Source organism: Micromonospora sp. NPDC050200 (assembly GCF_040656135.1).
Lineage (GTDB): Bacteria > Actinomycetota > Actinomycetes > Mycobacteriales > Micromonosporaceae > Micromonospora.
In genome coordinates this window covers 97,587-114,223 of record NZ_JBFALG010000021.1, presented here as the reverse complement: position 1 = coordinate 114,223, position 16,637 = coordinate 97,587, and the positions used below count along the sequence as shown (strand labels likewise).

At 71.0% G+C, this 16,637-nt stretch carries 20 protein-coding genes; 13 read left to right on the top strand and 7 right to left on the bottom strand.

Annotated elements, in window-relative coordinates:
- Positions 1-153 precede the first annotated feature (153 nt).
- Positions 154-1,620 carry an NAD-dependent malic enzyme gene (locus AB0I41_RS16595; RefSeq protein WP_357107672.1) on the bottom strand — a complete coding sequence of 489 codons (1,467 nt, stop codon included), beginning with the start codon at positions 1,618-1,620 and terminating at the stop codon, positions 154-156.
- Between the two features lie 177 nt (positions 1,621-1,797).
- Between AB0I41_RS16595 and hflX the strand changes: the two genes are divergently transcribed.
- Both hflX and AB0I41_RS16585 read left to right on the top strand, forming a co-directional pair.
- Positions 1,798-3,243, top strand: a complete 1,446-nt coding sequence (gene hflX / locus AB0I41_RS16590) for a GTPase HflX (RefSeq protein WP_357107670.1) — start codon at positions 1,798-1,800, stop codon at positions 3,241-3,243.
- 50 nt (positions 3,244-3,293) lie between these two features.
- On the top strand, positions 3,294-5,036 hold the full coding sequence (locus AB0I41_RS16585; RefSeq protein WP_357107667.1) for a hypothetical protein: 1,743 nt from the start codon (positions 3,294-3,296) through the stop codon (positions 5,034-5,036).
- Between the two features lie 107 nt (positions 5,037-5,143).
- Here the strand turns inward: AB0I41_RS16585 and lexA are convergent, their stop codons facing one another.
- Positions 5,144-5,929 carry a transcriptional repressor LexA gene (gene lexA, locus AB0I41_RS16580; RefSeq protein WP_357107664.1) on the bottom strand — a complete coding sequence of 262 codons (786 nt, stop codon included), beginning with the start codon at positions 5,927-5,929 and terminating at the stop codon, positions 5,144-5,146.
- 583 nt (positions 5,930-6,512) lie between these two features.
- Here lexA and nrdR point away from each other — a divergent pair.
- The 7 genes from nrdR to AB0I41_RS16545 all read left to right on the top strand — a co-directional run bounded on the left by nrdR (position 6,513) and on the right by AB0I41_RS16545 (position 11,983).
- Positions 6,513-7,001 carry a transcriptional regulator NrdR gene (gene nrdR / locus AB0I41_RS16575; protein ID WP_357107661.1) on the top strand — a complete coding sequence of 163 codons (489 nt, stop codon included), beginning with the start codon at positions 6,513-6,515 and terminating at the stop codon, positions 6,999-7,001.
- 65 nt (positions 7,002-7,066) lie between these two features.
- A complete protein-coding gene (locus AB0I41_RS16570; RefSeq protein ID WP_357107697.1) occupies positions 7,067-9,952 on the top strand; it encodes a vitamin B12-dependent ribonucleotide reductase in 2,886 nt (961 codons plus the stop codon).
- A gap of 158 nt (positions 9,953-10,110) precedes the next feature.
- On the top strand, positions 10,111-10,380 hold the full coding sequence (locus AB0I41_RS16565) for a hypothetical protein (protein WP_357107659.1): 270 nt from the start codon (positions 10,111-10,113) through the stop codon (positions 10,378-10,380).
- Positions 10,377-10,754, top strand: a complete 378-nt coding sequence (locus AB0I41_RS16560) for a hypothetical protein (RefSeq protein ID WP_357107657.1) — start codon at positions 10,377-10,379, stop codon at positions 10,752-10,754. Before AB0I41_RS16565 ends, AB0I41_RS16560 begins: the two co-directional genes overlap by 4 nt.
- A 99-nt stretch (positions 10,755-10,853) precedes the next feature.
- Positions 10,854-11,126 carry a hypothetical protein gene (locus AB0I41_RS16555; RefSeq protein WP_357107654.1) on the top strand — a complete coding sequence of 91 codons (273 nt, stop codon included), beginning with the start codon at positions 10,854-10,856 and terminating at the stop codon, positions 11,124-11,126.
- Positions 11,116-11,490, top strand: a complete 375-nt coding sequence (locus AB0I41_RS16550) for a hypothetical protein (protein WP_357107651.1) — start codon at positions 11,116-11,118, stop codon at positions 11,488-11,490. The genes AB0I41_RS16555 and AB0I41_RS16550 overlap by 11 nt, the downstream gene beginning before the upstream one ends.
- A gap of 175 nt (positions 11,491-11,665) precedes the next feature.
- Complete coding sequence (locus AB0I41_RS16545) at positions 11,666-11,983, top strand: barstar family protein (RefSeq protein WP_357107650.1); 318 nt, start codon at positions 11,666-11,668, stop codon at positions 11,981-11,983.
- Positions 11,984-12,194: 211 nt separating this feature from the next.
- Here the strand turns inward: AB0I41_RS16545 and AB0I41_RS16540 are convergent, their stop codons facing one another.
- Positions 12,195-12,371, bottom strand: a complete 177-nt coding sequence (locus AB0I41_RS16540) for a DNA-binding protein (RefSeq protein WP_357107647.1) — start codon at positions 12,369-12,371, stop codon at positions 12,195-12,197.
- A gap of 133 nt (positions 12,372-12,504) precedes the next feature.
- On the opposite strand from AB0I41_RS16540, the gene AB0I41_RS16535 reads away from it, so the two are divergent.
- Genes AB0I41_RS16535 through AB0I41_RS16520 form a run of 4 tightly spaced genes read left to right on the top strand, consistent with a single transcriptional unit; the run spans position 12,505 to position 14,086 of the window.
- Positions 12,505-12,693: a hypothetical protein gene (locus tag AB0I41_RS16535; protein ID WP_357107644.1), complete on the top strand. Its 189-nt coding sequence runs from the start codon at positions 12,505-12,507 to the stop codon at positions 12,691-12,693.
- Positions 12,690-12,869, top strand: coding sequence for a hypothetical protein (locus tag AB0I41_RS16530; RefSeq protein ID WP_357107642.1), 180 nt, complete (start codon positions 12,690-12,692; stop codon positions 12,867-12,869). Before AB0I41_RS16535 ends, AB0I41_RS16530 begins: the two co-directional genes overlap by 4 nt.
- Positions 12,866-13,084 (top strand): hypothetical protein, encoded by a 219-nt coding sequence (locus AB0I41_RS16525; RefSeq protein ID WP_357107639.1) that lies wholly within the window; start codon positions 12,866-12,868, stop codon positions 13,082-13,084. Before AB0I41_RS16530 ends, AB0I41_RS16525 begins: the two co-directional genes overlap by 4 nt.
- Positions 13,085-13,144: 60 nt before the next feature.
- A complete protein-coding gene (locus AB0I41_RS16520) occupies positions 13,145-14,086 on the top strand; it encodes a DUF2332 domain-containing protein (protein ID WP_357107636.1) in 942 nt (313 codons plus the stop codon).
- Between the two features lies 1 nt (position 14,087).
- Here the strand turns inward: AB0I41_RS16520 and AB0I41_RS16515 are convergent, their stop codons facing one another.
- The 4 genes from AB0I41_RS16515 to AB0I41_RS16500 all read right to left on the bottom strand — a co-directional run bounded on the left by AB0I41_RS16515 (position 14,088) and on the right by AB0I41_RS16500 (position 16,534).
- Entirely contained in the window at positions 14,088-15,173 is a 1,086-nt protein-coding gene (locus AB0I41_RS16515) for a class I SAM-dependent methyltransferase (RefSeq protein WP_357107634.1), read from the bottom strand.
- 114 nt (positions 15,174-15,287) lie between these two features.
- Positions 15,288-15,608, bottom strand: coding sequence for a TraR/DksA C4-type zinc finger protein (locus AB0I41_RS16510; RefSeq protein WP_357107632.1), 321 nt, complete (start codon positions 15,606-15,608; stop codon positions 15,288-15,290).
- A gap of 63 nt (positions 15,609-15,671) precedes the next feature.
- Positions 15,672-15,869, bottom strand: coding sequence for a hypothetical protein (locus AB0I41_RS16505; protein WP_357107630.1), 198 nt, complete (start codon positions 15,867-15,869; stop codon positions 15,672-15,674).
- Positions 15,870-15,967: 98 nt separating this feature from the next.
- Positions 15,968-16,534, bottom strand: a complete 567-nt coding sequence (locus AB0I41_RS16500; protein WP_357107627.1) for a dihydrofolate reductase family protein — start codon at positions 16,532-16,534, stop codon at positions 15,968-15,970.
- Between the last annotated feature and the right edge of the window lie 103 nt (positions 16,535-16,637).

Here is a 16,637-nt window from a genome sequence, read left to right as displayed (position 1 = left end):
CCCCGGGGGGCCCCCCCCTTTTTCTCTTGATGTCGGGGGGGTTCCGGGGGAACAACCCCCCCCAAAAAGTCCTTTAGCCCGGGGGGGGTGGGGGGGGGGGGGGGGGGGGTGCGTTCCGGTCGCGAGAGCGACCAGAACGCACCCGGAACGGGGTCAGGGGGTGGCGGAGGCGTTCGCGGCGATCTCGGGGAGGTCCGTCGGGCCGGGGTCGGCCGCCGGGGGCGGGGTGGGGGCGGTGGCGGCGGCGCGTACGGCGGCGGCGACCGCCGGGGCGACCCGGGAGTCGAAGACGCTCGGCACGATCACCGTCGGGTTGATCTTGTCCTCGCCGACCACGTCCGCGATCGCCCGGGCCGCGGCGATCGCCATCTCCTCGGTGAACTCCTCGGCGTGCGCGTCGAGCATGCCGCGGAACACACCCGGGAAGGCGAGCACGTTGTTGATCTGGTTCGGCTGGTCCGAACGGCCGGTGGCGACCACCGCGGCGTGCTTGCGCGCCTCCCGTGGGTCGACCTCCGGGTCCGGGTTGGCCAGCGCGAAGACGATCGCGCCCTTCGCCATGGTGGCGATGTCGTCGCCGGTGAGCAGGTTCGGCGCGCTCACCCCGATGAAGACGTCCGCGCCGCGTACCGCCCCGGGCAGGTCGCCGGAGTAGTTCTCCTTGTTGGTGTTCTCCGCCAGCCACTGCCAGGCCGGGTTGAGCCCGGTCAGGCCGCGGTGCAGGGCGCCCTGCCGGTCGTACGCGATGATGTCGCCCACACCCTGGCGCAGCAGCAGCTTCATGATCGCGGTGCCGGCCGCGCCGGCCCCGGAGACGACCACCCGGACGTCCGCGAGCTGCTTGCCCACGACCCGCAGCGCGTTGGTCAGCGCGGCCAGCACGCAGATCGCGGTGCCGTGCTGGTCGTCGTGGAAGACCGGGATGTCCAGCGCCTCGCGCAGCCGGGCCTCGATCTCGAAGCAGCGCGGCGCGGCGATGTCCTCCAGGTTGATCCCGCCGTACGCGGGCGCGATCGCCTTGACGATCGACACGATCTCGTCGGTGTCCTGGGTGTCCAGCACCACCGGCCAGGCGTCCACCCCGCCGAAGCGCTTGAACAGCGCCGCCTTGCCCTCCATCACCGGCAGCGACGCCGCCGGTCCGAGGTTGCCCAGGCCCAGCACGGCCGAGCCGTCACTGACCACCGCGACGGTGTTGCGCTTGATGGTCAGCCGGCGGGCGTCCGCCGGGTTCTCCGCGATCGCCATGCAGACCCGGGCCACGCCCGGGGTGTACGCCCGGGACAGCTCGTCGCGGGTGCGCAGCGCCACCTTCGAGCTGACCTCGATCTTGCCGCCGAGGTGCAGCAGGAAGGTGCGGTCGGAGACCTTGCGCACGTCCACGCCGTCGAGCGCGGTCAGCGCGTCGACCACCTGGTCGGCGTGGCTGGCGTCGGCGGTGTCACAGGTGAGGTCGACGATGACGCTGGTCGGGTCGGAGTCGACCACGTCGAGGGCGGTCACGATCGCGCCGGCCTCACCGACCGCGGTGGTCAGGCGCCCGATCGAGGAGGCGTCCGCAGGTACCGCGATCCGGATCGTGATCGAGAATCCGGCACTCGGTAGTCGGGTGATTGCCACGGGGTCCCTCCGTCGACGCTGAGCGGCTCGCCAGGCATTTCTACCCGCCCGCCGACGCCGCCCGGCATCCGCCCCCGGTTTTTGCGGCTTTTCCCGGCGGGCATATAGCAGGTGCGTTCGGCGTTGACACGTGTCAGGATTGCTCGGTACATGCACAGAACGGACAGGAGAGACAGCTTGCTAGACCAGGAGACCTTCGTACCCTTCTCAGACGATCAGCTCGACGCCACCACCGGCGAGTACGAGCTGTCGGAGCGGCAGGCGCTGCGGCGGGTCCCCGGCCTCTCCACCGAGCTCACCGACATCACCGAGGTCGAGTACCGCCAGCTGCGGCTGGAGCGGGTCGTCCTGGTGGGTGTCTGGACCGAGGGCACGCAGAGCGACGCCGAGAACTCGCTCACCGAACTGGCGGCGCTGGCCGAGACGGCCGGGTCGCAGGTCCTCGAAGGGCTGATCCAGCGGCGTACCCGCCCGGACCCGGCCACCTACGTCGGCCGGGGCAAGGTCGACGACCTCGGCGCGGTGGTCCTCTCCACCGGCGCCGACACCGTCATCTGCGACGGTGAGCTGTCGCCGTCCCAGCTGCGCAACCTGGAGCAGCGCACCAAGGTCAAGGTCGTCGACCGGACCGCGCTGATCCTCGACATCTTCGCCCAGCACGCCAAGAGCAAGGAAGGTAAGGCGCAGGTCGAGCTGGCCCAGCTCGAATACCTGCTGCCGCGCCTGCGTGGTTGGGGTGAGACGCTGTCCCGGCAGACCGGTGGTTCCGGTCGCGGCGGCGGCGCCGGCGGCGGCGTGGGTCTGCGCGGTCCCGGTGAGACCAAGCTGGAGACCGACCGGCGGCGGATTCGCCACCGGATCGCCCGGCTGCGCCGGGAGATCAAGGGCATGCGGACGGTACGCCAGACCAAGCGCGCCCGCCGTTCCCGCAACGCCGTTCCCGCGGTGGCGATCGCCGGCTACACCAACGCCGGCAAGTCCAGCCTGCTCAATCGGCTGACCGGCGCCGGGGTGCTGGTGGAGAACGCGCTCTTCGCGACCCTGGACCCGACCACCCGCAAGGCCACCACCTCCGACGGCCGGCTCTACACCCTCTCCGACACCGTCGGTTTCGTCCGGCACCTGCCGCACCAGATCGTCGAGGCGTTCCGCTCGACCCTCGAGGAGGTCGCCGAGGCCGACCTGGTGGTGCACGTCGTCGACGGCACCCACCCCGATCCGGAGGAGCAGGTCCGCGCGGTCCGCGAGGTGCTCGCCGAGGTCGGCGCCGACCGGCTGCCCGAGCTGCTGGTGGTCAACAAGACCGACGCGGCCGACGAGGACACGCTGCTGCGGCTCAAGCGGCTCTGGCCGGACGCGGTCTTCGTCTCCGCGCACAGCGGGCGCGGTATCGACGGGCTGCGACAGACCGTCGAGGAGCGGCTGCCCCGCCCGGCGGTGGAGGCCCGCGTGGTGCTGCCGTACGACCGGGGTGACCTGGTGGCCCGGGTGCACCGCCAGGGTGAGGTGCTGAGCACCTCCCACCTGCCGGAGGGCACCCTGCTGCACGTACGCGTCGGCGTGGCACTCGCCGCCGAGCTGGCGCCGTTCACCGCGGCGGAGGCGGTCGCCGGGGCGCGGTAGCGGCTCCCGGCGTGACACGCCCGTTCACCGCGGCATGCGACACTGGCGCAATGCGCCGCGCTGTTTCCTCGGTCACGGTTGCCCTCGGCCTGCTCGGGGCGATCGTGGCCTCCGCCGGTGCCGCTGCGGCGGCACCGGCGACCTCCGCTCCCGCCCCGAAGAAGCGCTGCACCGTCGAGGACCCGCGGCTTCGCGAGCTGTCCGGGCTGGTGGCGACGAAGACCGGCTACATCGTGGTCAACGACAGCTCGCTGAAGGACAGCCACAAGCGGGTCTTCTACCTCGACACGAAGTGCCGGATCGATCGGGAGGTCCGCTACACCGGCGACGGCCCCTTCGACACCGAGGACCTGGCCGTCTCGCCGGACGGCAAGACGCTCTGGATCGCCGACATCGGCGACAACCCGGGCAAGGACCGGCGCAGCCGGATCGCGGTGTGGACCATGCCGATCGGCGGCGGCAAGCAGCCGGTGCTGCGCCGGTTGTCGTACCCGGAGAAGAAGCCGCACGACGCCGAGGCGCTGCTCGTCGGCGCCGACAACCTGCCGCTGGTGATCACCAAGGTGCCCAGCGGCAAGGCGGAGATCTACACCCCGACGGGGAAGCTGCCCAGCGGCGACACCGAGCCGGTGCCGATGAAGAAGGTCGGCGAGATCGCGCTCCCGGAGACGACCACCGACAACCCGATGAACATCTTCGGCCGGGTGGCGATCACCGGGGCGGCCCGCTCGCCCGACGGCTCGAAGGTTGTGCTGCGCACCTACGCGGACGCCTTCGAGTACGACGTGACCGGCGACGACATCGTGGCGGCGCTGACCACGGTCAAGCCACGGGTGACCCCGCTGGCCGACCCGTTCGGCGAGGCGATCTCCTACAGCCCCGACGGGAAGACCTTCCTCACCGTCTCCGACGCCGGCACCCTCAACGCCGACGACCCGATCGACATCCTCGCGTACACCCCGTCGACCACCGGGGCGGAGGCGCTCGCCGGCGGCGCCGGCGCCAACAAGCCGGTGGCCGAGAAGTCCTGGTTCGACACGATCAGCCTGGACCAGATCACCTACCTGATCGCGGCGGTCGGCGTGCTCGGCCTGCTCCTCGTCGGCGCGGGCATCTTCGGCATCCTGCGGTCCCGGCGTCGGCCCGCCTCGGCCGACGACAGCCGGGACGGCCGTGACGGCGACGATCCGTTCTCCTCCGGAGCGATCGACCGGGGTCCGGGCGACGCCGGCGGGGACGCTCCCCGCGGTGGCGTCTACGGCGGTGCTCCCGCCGGTGTCGGCGTCTACGGCGGCCCGGCGGCAGCCGGTGGCGCCCCGGGTCGGGCACCCGCGGGCGGTGCCGTCTACGGCGGTGGGCGCCCCGGCTCGGCCCCCGGTGGTGGTCGTCCCGACGGACCCGGCGCGCCCGCGGGAGGGCGTCCCGCCGGTCCGGGTGGCGGTCGCCCCGGTGGCGGCGTCTACGGCGGTGGTCGGCCGGCGGGCGGCGGCGTCTACGGTGGCGGCCCGGCTGGCGCCCCCCAGGGCGGCGGCCCGCGTGGCGGCGGCCCGGGTGGCCCGCCCGGCGGCGGCGGCCCGCGCGGCGGCGGTCCGGGTGGCGCGCCGAGCGGCGGCGGCCCGCGTGGCGGTGGCGACCCGCGTGGTGGCGGCGCCTACGGCGGTGGCGGTCGGGCGGAACCCCCGCGGCACCCCCGCGATCCGCGCTCCGGTCCGCGCCACGACGACGGATACGACGACCGGCGCGGCGGCCAGTACGGGTACGGGCAGCCACCCGGCCGGGGCGAACGCTACTGAGACAGCGCCGCTTTCCGTGACGTGACCGGCTGGCCACGTCACCGCAGCGGCCCGACACGACGACGGGTGGCCGCCCCAGGGGGTGGCCACCCGTCGTGTGCGTGGGGTCAGATGCGGCGCAGCACCGCGACGACCCGGCCCATGATGGTGGCGTCGTCGCCGGGGATCGGGTCGAAGGCCGGGTTCTGCGGCATCAGCCAGACGTGCCCGTCCCGCCGCCGGTAGGTCTTGACGGTCGCCTCGCCGTCGAGCATGGCGGCCACGATCTCGCCGGAATCGGCGGTCGGCTGCTGCCGGACCACCACCCAGTCGCCGTCGCAGATCGCCGCGTCGAGCATCGAGTCGCCCTTGACCTGGAGCATGAAGACCTCGCCCTCGCCGACCAGCTCGCGGGGGAGAGGGAAGATGTCCTCCACCGCCTGCTCGGCCAGGATCGGCCCACCGGCGGCGATCCGGCCCAGCATCGGCACGTACGCCGGGGTGGGTCGCTGGGATCGGCTCAGCTCGTCGTCGACGACGTCGTTGGGGGCCCGGACATCCACCGCGCGCGGCCGGTTGGGGTCGCGGCGCAGGAAGCCCTTCTTCTCCAGCTCCTTGAGCTGGTAGGCGACGCTCGACGGGGAGACCAGGCCGACCGCCTCGCCGATCTCACGCACGCTCGGCGGGTAGCCCTGCCGCTCGACCCAGCTGCGGATGAACTCCAGGATCCGGCGCTGCCGGGCGGTGAGGTCGACCGTCGTCGGGTCGGGGAAGCTGCTGACGACCGGGGTGACCGGGCGCACAGCCGGCTGCCCCGTCCGGTTGCGGGCGGGGCGGGGGCGCCGAGTGGCCGGCGGACCCGCCTCGGCGATCTGCTGCGGGTTCTTCTGCCGGCTGGCCCGGTCCTCGGTCACGTCCGTCCTCCCTGGTCGGCGCTGGGTGCCTTGGCGGCTCGTGGTGCGTGCGTGGGTGTGGCGGGGTCGGGCCCGACGTCGTGCGACGCGCCCGGTCGTTCATGACCGTATAGGTGGGATCGGTCATTTTCAAACATCTGTACGACCTGCCATCGGCGTGTCGGCGCGGTGTTCCTGGAAATTCGAACGCCCGTTCTGGTAAATGGTACGTCGTGGTCGAACTCCTGTTCGACGCCGGCGGAGCTTTCGTGATGGCCGTCCGTTTCTCGCGTCTTGGCCGGACGGGCGGTAACCTCCCGCGGGCCGCGCCGTTGGGGATGTCGGCGGTCGGCGTCCAAGGGGGTTTTCCGGGTGACGCGCCGGACACGCCGGCCAACTTGACCGCGCTCGGTCGGCGGCATACGGTCGACCCCTAGATGTAGTAGTCACATGGGCGTAAGTCGCCTACAGGTTGGGTTCGACTACCGACCGCACTCCCGTACCGTCGACGACGGCGACGGCCACCGACGGTGGCCCCGCCGGGTCGACGCGTGCCCGGAGGGCGATCGGCGGGCAACCCACGGTCGATCAAGGAGGTCAGGCTATGCGGTGTCCGTACTGCCGACACGCCGACTCCCGGGTGGTCGACTCGCGGGAGGCCGACGATGGGCAGCTCATCCGTCGCCGCCGCTCCTGCCCGGAGTGCGGCAAGCGGTTCACCACGGTCGAGGAGGCCGTGCTCGCGGTGGTCAAGCGCAGCGGGGTGACCGAGCCGTTCAGCCGGACGAAGATCATCGGCGGGGTGCGCAAGGCGTGCCAGGGCCGGCCGGTCGACGAGGACTCGATCGCGCTGCTGGCGCAGAAGGTCGAGGAGACCGTGCGGGCGAAGGGGGCCGCCGAGCTTCCGAGTCACGAGGTGGGGTTGGCGATCCTGGGCCCGCTGCGGGACCTGGACGAGGTGGCCTACCTCCGCTTCGCCAGCGTCTACCGGTCCTTCGACTCGCTCGCCGACTTCGAGCGCGAGATCGAGACGCTGCGGGCCGCCGCGCGTGCCCGCGCCGGCGCGGTCGAGGCCGCCGGCCGGACCAGTTGATTTTTCGAGTTTCTGACAGATGACGACGCGCGGTGGGTGACCGCGCAGACGAGGGGGCGGATGAGATGGCGGGGGACGGCGTGACAACCAGTCGGTCGCGGACGAAGGCCGGCGCGGTGTCGGGGCTCAAGGTCCAGCGGGTCTGGACGACCGAGGGCGTGCACCCCTACGACGAGGTGGCGTGGGAGCGCCGCGACGTCGTGATGACGAACTGGCGGGACGGCTCGATCAACTTTGAGCAGCGCGGGGTGGAGTTCCCCGAGTCCTGGAGCGTCAACGCGGCCAACATCGTGACCACCAAGTACTTCCGGGGCGCGGTGGGGACCCCGGAGCGCGAGTGGTCGCTCAAGCAGCTGATCGACCGGGTGGTCACCACCTACCGCAAGGCCGGTGAGGAGCACGGCTACTTCGCCGCCCCCGCCGACGCCGAGATCTTCGCCCACGAACTGACCTGGATGCTGCTGCACCAGGTGTTCAGCTTCAACTCGCCGGTCTGGTTCAACGTGGGTACGCCGTCGCCCGCGCAGGTATCAGCGTGTTTCATCCTATCTGTGGATGATTCGATGGATTCCATCCTGGATTGGTACAAAGAGGAAGGGCTGATCTTCAAGGGCGGCTCCGGCTCCGGGGTCAACCTGTCCCGGATCCGCTCCTCCCGCGAGCTGCTCTCCTCCGGTGGCACCGCCTCCGGCCCGGTCAGCTTCATGCGCGGCGCCGACGCCTCCGCCGGGACCATAAAGTCCGGCGGCGCCACCCGGCGCGCGGCCAAGATGGTCATCCTCGACGTGGACCACCCGGACATCGAGGAGTTCGTGGTCACCAAGGCGCGCGAGGAGGACAAGATCCGCGCGCTGCGGGACGCCGGCTTCGACATGGACCTGGGCGGCGCCGACATCGTCAGCGTGCAGTACCAGAACGCCAACAACTCGGTCCGGGTCTCCGACGAGTTCATGACCGCGGTGGAGAACGGCGGCGGCTTCGACCTGCGCGGCCGGCTCGACGGGCAGACCATCGAGACGATCGATGCGAAGAAGCTGTTCCGGACCATCTCCCACGCCGCCTGGGAGTGCGCCGACCCGGGCCTGCAGTACGACGACACCATCAATGACTGGCACACCTGCCCGGAGACCGGGCGGATCACCGCGTCGAACCCGTGCTCGGAGTACCTGCACCTGGACAACTCCTCGTGCAACCTGGCCTCGCTGAACCTGATGAAGTTCCTCCGCACCGACGGCGGCTTCGAGGTGGAGAAGTTCGTCCGCTCGGTCGAGTTCGTCATCACCGCGATGGACATCTCGATCTGCTTCGCCGACTTCCCGACCGAGAAGATCGGGGAGACCACCCGCGCCTACCGGCAGCTCGGCATCGGCTACGCCAACCTGGGCGCACTGCTGATGGCGTCAGGTCTGCCGTACGACTCGGAGCAGGGGCGCTCGGTCGCTGCGGCGATCACCTCGCTGATGACCGGCACGGCGTACCGCCGCTCGGCTGAGCTGGCCGGCATCGTCGGCGCGTACGACGGCTACGCCCGCAACGCCGAGCCGCACAAGCGGGTCATGCGCAAGCACGCCGCCGCCAACGACGCGATCAAGCCGGCCGGCACGGTCGCCACCGCGATCCAGCGCGAGGCCACCAAGCAGTGGACCGAGGGCAACAAGGTCGGTGACAAGAACGGCTGGCGGAACTCGCAGGCCGCAGTACTCGCGCCGACCGGAACCATCGGTTTGATGATGGATTGTGACACTACGGGCGTTGAGCCCGATTTGGCGCTGGTCAAGTTCAAGAAGCTGGTCGGCGGCGGCTCGATGCAGATCGTCAACCAGACCGTGCCGCGCGCCCTGCGCAGCATCGGGTACCCCGAGGAGCAGGTCGAGGCGATCGTCGAGCACATCGCCGACCACGGCCACGTGGTGGACGCCCCCGGTCTCAAGCCGGAGCACTACCCGGTCTTCGACTGCGCGATGGGCGAGCGCTCCATCGCCCCGATGGGCCACGTGCGGATGATGGCGGCGGTCCAGCCGTTCATCTCCGGCGCCATCTCCAAGACGGTCAACATGCCGGAGCAGGCCACCGTCGAGGACGTCGAGAAGATCTACTTCGAGGGCTGGAAGCTCGGCCTCAAGGCCCTGGCCATCTACCGGGACAACTGCAAGGTCGGCCAGCCGCTGTCGGTCGCCAAGCCGAACAAGGCGGTGGCGGAGGCACCGGTGGCGGTCGAGAAGACCGTCGAGAGGGTCGTCGAGTACCGGCCGGTGCGCAAGCGGCTGCCGAAGAAGCGTCCGTCGGAGACGGTCTCCTTCTCGGTGGGCGGGGCCGAGGGCTACCTCACCGCGTCGTCCTACCCGGACGACGGCCTCGGTGAGGTCTTCCTCAAGATGTCGAAGCAGGGCTCGACCCTGGCCGGCGTGATGGACGCCTTCTCGGTGGCCATCTCGATCGGTCTCCAGTACGGCGTGCCGCTGGAGACGTTCGTCAGCAAGTTCACCAACATGCGCTTCGAGCCGGCCGGCATGACCGACGACCCGGACGTGCGGATGGCCGCCTCGGTGATGGACTACATCTTCCGTCGCCTGGCCCTGGACTTCCTGCCGTACGAGCGCCGCGCTGAGCTGGGCATCTTCACCGCCCAGGAGCGGGCCGCCCAGCTGCGGGCCGAGGCGGAGGCGGAGAGCGCGTCGGTCAGCGGCGCGGAACTCACCGCGATGGCGTCCTCGGCCCCGGTCGAGGCCCCGACGGAGCCGAAGTCGGCGGTGGCCCAGCCGGCGCAGGAGATGGCGGACGTCGCCGCCGCCAAGCCGGCGCCCTCGGTGGGATCCTCCACCGAGCTGCTGGAGGCCGTGATCGGCAAGGCCGCCGACGCGCCGCTCTGCTTCACCTGCGGCACCAAGATGCGGCCAGCCGGCAGCTGCTACGTCTGCGAGGGCTGCGGCTCCACCAGCGGCTGCAGCTGAACCGGGAAGTTCATGTATGTCTCCCGTGAGTAACTCCTAAGAGGAATCACTGGTTGACATCGTCCCTGGTGAAGCTCTACAACAGATGCCTCCCACCCGAGTTCGGGTGGGAGGCATCTTGTTGTTGGGCGTACGGGTGAGCCGGGGGAGGGGTAGACGTGTCGGTGAATGTCGTCCTGCCGCGTCCCGTCGATCACGAACTGCTCGAGCGGATGCTCGGCGCCGGGCCGCCCAGAACCCCGATGACCTCCGCGGCAAGGGCGTTACGCGAACTCAAGGCCGCCAGCCGTGAGCGCAATGCCGCACTCGCCTACGCCCGCGACCTGCACGAACGACTACGTCCGGAGTTCGAGGCGATCGCCCGCGAGAAGCAGGAGAAGGTCCGCCACCTCAGGCCTCTTCCCGATCCGGCGAAGGATGGCGAATGATCCACGCGGAGGATCCGTCGCAGTGGCAGACCGACAAGCTGACCGCTCTGCGTCTCGGCCGCCGGCTGGTTACCGAGGTGACTCCGTCCGGGCCGAGCAGAAGGTGCTTCGTCGACATTCGCCCTGTTTCCACTGATGCCGATCATGACGCTAGCCGGGAGGGCTGGGTCCGACCCGACCGTGATCGCAGTTTCAAGCTGGAGCATTGGGAGTACGACGCCAACCAGCTGGATGGCTTCGACTACGACATCGGCGCGGTACTCGTGCGCACCGCAACCGTCACAGGGGAGGTGGAACTCGCCGCCGTCCTCCGAACCTGGAACCTTCGACCCGAGCAGTTTCTCCACCCCTGGCAGACCGACGACCCGAAGTAGCCGGCCGCCTTATCGACGAACGAGTCGATCTACGGGTCCCGACAATGCGGGAAACCTGGCGGGAGGAGCGATCTCATCGCGATGCGGCACACTCAGGCCATGAACGAGCTCTCACTTTCGGTCCCACCGTACGATCCGGCGGTCGGCGTTGTCGCTCCCGCCGAAGGCGGCTCGGTCACCGTCGAGATCGTCGATGGCGCAGTCGAAATCTTCGGCGATGCTGCCGGTCTTCGTGATCTCGCCCGGATGTGCCTCGCGTTGTCGGACGCGCGGGCACCGAGGGGCGCCCACATCCATCTTGATGCCGGCATCAACCCACTGGACATCGGCTCGGCCTCGCTCATGCTGGCAAGGGATCCACGTGGCCGATGATGAGAAGAGCCCGCAGGACTTGCGATGGCGTTGGGACGAGCCCGTGCCGCTTCGCTGGCTGCTGGTCGATGAATACACCATGGGAGAACCGGACTCCGCGATCGCCGTGTGCGCCGATATCGAGGGGCTGTTCGTCGATTCGCCGCCTACAGTGCGCGGGACGACGCTCCTCGGCTGCCTGCCCCACCCGCCGCTGCGCCGTGCTTTGGACGCGCTGGCCAAGGGGGCGGGCAACCCCGGTGGTGCTCTACATCGCCGCTGGATCAACGCTTCCGTCTACAGCGTGGACCAGAACGGCGTGGTCAACCGCGTGATCGGTTCCCACCTTCGAGCATCAGTGACCGGCGTCCGCCCTGTCCGCTGACCTCCTCGATGTCACCCTCGACACCGCGATCGCCGAGTCGATGCCGAGCGGTGCACGGCGGATCTGGGATCTATGGCACGCGGGTGGCCCGCCCGAACCTGGCCTGTGGGCGAGCTACGGCCGGGAGCTTCGACATCACTGGTCCGGAGCCGCATTGGCTCACCATCGGGCCGATGTGCCCGACAAGCCGACCGGCAGCATCTACCACCTCGACGGACGCAACGTCACTGACATCGAAGGCTTTTACTGCGCCATCGGCGAGGCCATCAACGGTCCCGGCGGCTACTTCGGCTGGAACGGCGATGCGCTCCACGATTGTGTGACGGGAGGGTGGGGCACCGAGTGGCCGTTCCGTCTGGTCTGGCATGACGCCGGGGTGGCCCGTACCCACCTGACTGCAGCGGCCGGTTCCGGAAAGTCGGCCTCGCACACCGGCTTTGATCAGATTCTTCAATGGTTCGCCGAGGATCAGATCGAGGTCGAGTTGCGGTGATCGGCGGCCATAGCCGAGGAGCCTCTCCGGGGCTCCCCACCTTTGCGTATCTGTAAGTCGATTCAGAAATTGAATGAGAGAGCAACGTTTCGGTAGAACGATGCACGTTCGCCGAGATGCTCGACCCTGGGCTATTCCTAGTTCTTCAGGTTGTCAAGGCGCGGCCGTATCCCTCGTGCTGTTGACGATCATCGGGACGAATTAGGTCCGGTCAGCGATCTTCGTCGCCCTCGGTCGGCCGGGGTGGGCGGTTGTGGCGTGCCCACTCGTCCACCTCGTCGGCGTCCCAGACCGTCATCCCGATCAGGCGGGCGACGGGCTCGGGAAAGCCGGGCCTGCGGGTGATCTGTAGAACCCGCTGACGCGAAACGCCGAACAGAGCGGCCAACTCGCCGGGTCCGTATAAGCGCGGTCGCCTCACGGCCTGAAGGTAGGCGCGTCTCGTACTGTACAATCGTCACTTACAGATTGACAACCTATCCGAGGCGGCTTGTAGTGGACCGGATGGCTGGGAGGGCCGAGTGCGGAGGCGCGTGTCGTACGACGACTACCTGCTGGCGGTCGCGCTGACCCTCGCCCGTCGGCACCGTCCGGTGTGGTCGTGGCGGCGCTGGCGCCGGGTCTGCCGGTGCGGCTCGGACCTGCCGTGCCGCGCCCGGCACCGCATCCCGATCCGTCGCGGCCACTGGCCGGGGGAGGAGCACCGATGACCGAGCACCAGGTCGGGCAGATCCTGGCGGTGCACCTGCCCGGCGTCGACGGCCTGTGCGTCGGCTGCCGGTGGTGGTGGGCGCGGCTGGCTCCGTACCCCTGCTATCAGGCGGAATGGGCCGCCCGCTGGCATGCTCGCGTCGCTACCCGGCGCTTCCTGGACGGCCTGCCGTGACGACCCACGGCCCGGTCCTGCCGGTCTGGAGTTGCGGCGGTTGCGGTGGGCCCTGGCCCTGTGAGACCAGGCGCAGCGAGTTGCGCGCCGAGTTCGACGGCGCGTCGGTGTCGCTGGGGTTGTACATGGGGTCCTACCTGGTGTGGGCCGCCGAGGACCTGACCTGGGTGCCGGCCGGTCTGCTGCACCGGCGGTTCCTGGGGTGGATCCGGTGAGCCTGGTCCGGGTGGTGCGACCGGACGGCGGTGGGCGAGCGCGGCTGCCACCATCGGGGCATGACGATCGCTGAGACCTACACGGAGTTCGCCGTCCGCGAGGCGCGAGGCGTGTCGTCCACCTACGAGCGGCTGGCTCTCGCGGTCGCCCGCGACGACGAGGTGCGCGCGCTGCTCGGCACCCTCCCGCCGGCCAAGCGCCAACCGAACCTGCTGTTCGGCGTCGTACGGTGGCTCGGCGGCCCCGTCGACGACCCGGACGCGTTCCACGACTTCACGGTGGCGAACTGGCCGGCGGTGGCGGCGGAGATGGGCGCCCGTGCCACCCAGACGAACGAGGCCGGGCGGTGCGCCGTACTGCTGCCGGTGCTCGCCGCGCTGCCGCAGCCGCTCGCGTTGCTGGAGGTGGGCGCGTCCGCCGGGCTCTGCCTCTACCCCGACCGGTACGCCTACCGCTACGGCGACCACCTCGTCGGTGCCGGCGAACCGGTCCTGGAGTGCGAGGTCGGCGGGGTGGCGCCGCCGTCCCGCCGGCCCGAGGTGGTGTGGCGGGCCGGTCTGGACCTGAACCCGCTGGACGTGACCGACCCGGCCGACGTCGCCTGGCTGGACGCCCTCATCTGGCCCGAGCACGCGCATCGCCGTGCCCGGCTCCGGGCCGCCGCCGACATCGCGGCGGCCGACCCGCCGCTGCTCGTGCGGGGCGATCTGGTGGACGACCTGCCGGCGCTGGCCGCGCGGGCGCCGGCCGGCGCGACGCTGGTGGTGTTCCACACCTCCGTGCTGTACCAGGTGCCCGCGCCACGCCGGGAGGCGTTCGCCACGGTGGTGCGCGAGCTACCCGGACACTGGATCGCGAACGAGGCCGCGGACGTGCTGCCGTACGACGCGCTGCCGGAGCCGCCCGACGAGGTGCGGCACAACGTGCTCGCGCTCGACGGGAGGCCGCTCGCCTGGACCCGGTCGCACGGGCAGGCGATGGTCTGGTTCGCCGGCGCCTGACTCAGCCGTCCAGCCAGGCCGTGCTGCCGCTCCGGCCGTCGACGGCCGCCGCGCTCGACCCTTCCACCCGGAAGCCCAGCCGGCGCAGGTGCTCCGCCGCGCTGAGGTCGGTGCCGCCGGCTGCCTGGTAGTGGCTGACCAGCAGCCGGCCGCCCGGCGTCACCAGCTCCCGCGCGTGCCGGACCAGGTCGCCCCGGCGGGCCGGCGGCACCAGGTCGAGCAGCACGTGCACGTGGTCGAACCGGCGATCGTCGGCCGGCCGCCAGTCGACGGCGTTGCCCACCTCGATCCGGTCGGCCCAGTGCGGCAGCCGCCGCCGGGCCAGCGCGACCAGCCCGGGCGCCAGGTCCACCCCGTACGGATCCAGCCGGTGGCCGCGCTCGGCCGCCCAGGCGACCACGGACTCCATCAGCAGCCCGTTGGCGCAGCCCAGGTCGAGGAAGCTGCCGTCGCCGCGTACCCCGTCCACGATCATCTCGCGGACGGCCCGCCACTCGGCGGTGTCCCCACCGAAGCCCGACCCGGCCTGCGGGGTGTCGCCGCGCAGGTAGGCCGGCTCCAGTAGGCGGACCGCGTCGGCGTACCAGCTGGCATCGTCCTGGCCGCGCAGCGACCGGACGCCGTCCCGGACCGCGCGGGCCTGCCCGGGGCGACCGGCGGCGTCCAGCCGTTCGGCGAGGACATCGGCCGATGCGGTGAGCAGGGCGACCCGGGCATGCGGCTTGCGGCCCGCGTACCGGTCGCCGTCCAGCCAGGCGTACAGGTGGTCGCCGTCGACCGCGAACGGGTGCACCCGCTGGGCCTTGAATCCAGCCGTTTCGAGGGGGATCCGCCGGGCCGCGTCGAGCAGCCAGTGCTCGCCGGGCCGCACCGGACCGCCGGGCAGCCGGGGGTCACCCCGCCCGTCGGGTACGGCCGCGCAGGAGCCGTCGGGCAGGAACGGGACGAGGGTGAGCCGGCGTACGGCGTCCGGCGGGTCGGTCTCGCACAGTCGGTAGCCCATCCGGCCAGCCTCGCCGGCGGTCGCCGGGTAGGCGACCCGTTTCCCGCCGCCGACCGGTCGGGGTCGGCGGATGGCCAACCGCATCGGGCTGGCGGTCAGGGTCGCAGGACCCCGACCGCCAGCCCGTTTCGCTGTTTCTGGTCCCGGTCCGCCGGCGAGCAAGGCGTACGACCGGCCGGGCCGCCGGACCGGCGTACGTCAGCGGGGCTGCTTCTGCTGGCAGGGCACGCAGAAGCGGGCGTGCGGCAGCACCTCCAGGCGTTCCCGGGGGATCGGCGCGGCGCACCGCTCGCAGATCCCGTAGCGGCCCTCGGCGATGCGCCGCAGCGCCCCGGTGATGTGCTCCAGGCTCTGCCGGGTGGTGGCGATCAGCGCGCCCCGGGTGTGTGCCTCGCCCGGGTCGCCGGTGTCCGCGGTCAGTTGCGTCAGCCTGGCGGTCTGCATCTCGAAATCGGACGTCAGCGTCGATCGCAGCTTGTCGAGCCAGTCCTGCTCGCTCCGCTGAGTGTGCGTGGTCATGGCGTAGCTCCTCCGGAAAAAGAAAAAGGGCCGAAGCTGTGAAAGCTTCGCCCTGGTGGCCGTTCACGAGGTGTGTACGGGCCACGGAGGGCTACGTCCGGCGGGGCTCGGCAGTCCGGGGGCGACCGAGCCGGCGCGCGACGGCGCGGCGGCGACTCGCACCACCCGGGTCGCCACGGCCACCCGCAGGTCACGCCGGCGGACAGCAGCGGGTGCCGCCGTCGCGACGACGGCGTTCTCCTGCTGCCCGGCCAGATGCATGTGGCAACCATAGGCCGGGCCGTCCGGAAAGCCAACGTCCTTACGCCCGCCGCGAAACCACCTCCCGGCCGGGGCGGCCCGGTGTTGTCGGGCCGCCGTCAGTCCCGGGCGCGCTCGTGACGCAGCAGGACGACGCCGTTGCCGAAGGCCCGCGTCCCGGCCAGGCGCAGCGGATGCCGGTCGCCCGACGCGGGGAAGAGCGGACGGCCACCACCGAGGACGACCGGGTGGACATAGGTGCGGTACTCGTCGATCAGGTCGTGCCGCAGGAACGTGGCGATGAGGTCCGCCCCACCGAGCGCCAGGTCCCCGCCCGGCTCGGCCTTGAGTCGCCGGACCTCGTCGGGCACGACGTCCCGGACGACGGTGGCGTTCCAGTCGGCCCGCTCCAGGGTCCGCGAGTAGACGATCTTCGGCATGTCCCGCCAGATGCCGGCGAACTCCACCATCGGCGGCGTGCCGGACGGGTCCCGGTCGGCGGTCGGCCAGAAGTCGGCCATCAGCTCGTAGGCGCGCCGCCCGTTGAGGAACGCGCCCATGGTGCGCAGCTCGGCGTTGAAGTGCCGGTGCAGCTCGTCGTCGACCAGATGCCAACCGAGGTCGCCGCCCGGGCCCTCGAAGAACCCGTCCAGCGACACGCTCATATGCACGACGATCTTCCTCATCCTCGTCCTCCGACGGCCGGTTCCTGTCGGCGTCCAGCATCCCGGAGACCTGTGACACGACCGGTCAGGCCGGCGGGCATGTCCCTTGTTGCTCTTTCAACGG

Excerpts from the sequence above, each read along its gene's own strand:
- AB0I41_RS16585 (WP_357107667.1), top strand. The coding sequence starts at position 3,294 with ATGCGCCGCGCTGTTTCCTCGGTCACGGTTGCCCTCGGCCTGCTCGGG.
- nrdR (WP_357107661.1), top strand. The coding sequence starts at position 6,513 with ATGCGGTGTCCGTACTGCCGACACGCCGACTCCCGGGTGGTCGACTCG.
- AB0I41_RS16570 (WP_357107697.1), top strand. The coding sequence starts at position 7,067 with ATGGCGGGGGACGGCGTGACAACCAGTCGGTCGCGGACGAAGGCCGGC.
- AB0I41_RS16560 (WP_357107657.1), top strand. The coding sequence starts at position 10,377 with ATGATCCACGCGGAGGATCCGTCGCAGTGGCAGACCGACAAGCTGACC.
- AB0I41_RS16555 (WP_357107654.1), top strand. The coding sequence starts at position 10,854 with ATGAACGAGCTCTCACTTTCGGTCCCACCGTACGATCCGGCGGTCGGC.
- AB0I41_RS16530 (WP_357107642.1), top strand. The coding sequence starts at position 12,690 with ATGACCGAGCACCAGGTCGGGCAGATCCTGGCGGTGCACCTGCCCGGC.
- AB0I41_RS16520 (WP_357107636.1), top strand. The coding sequence starts at position 13,145 with ATGACGATCGCTGAGACCTACACGGAGTTCGCCGTCCGCGAGGCGCGA.
- AB0I41_RS16515 (WP_357107634.1), bottom strand. The coding sequence starts at position 15,173 with ATGCGGTTGGCCATCCGCCGACCCCGACCGGTCGGCGGCGGGAAACGG.
- AB0I41_RS16510 (WP_357107632.1), bottom strand. The coding sequence starts at position 15,608 with ATGACCACGCACACTCAGCGGAGCGAGCAGGACTGGCTCGACAAGCTG.
- AB0I41_RS16505 (WP_357107630.1), bottom strand. The coding sequence starts at position 15,869 with ATGCATCTGGCCGGGCAGCAGGAGAACGCCGTCGTCGCGACGGCGGCA.
- AB0I41_RS16500 (WP_357107627.1), bottom strand. The coding sequence starts at position 16,534 with ATGAGGAAGATCGTCGTGCATATGAGCGTGTCGCTGGACGGGTTCTTC.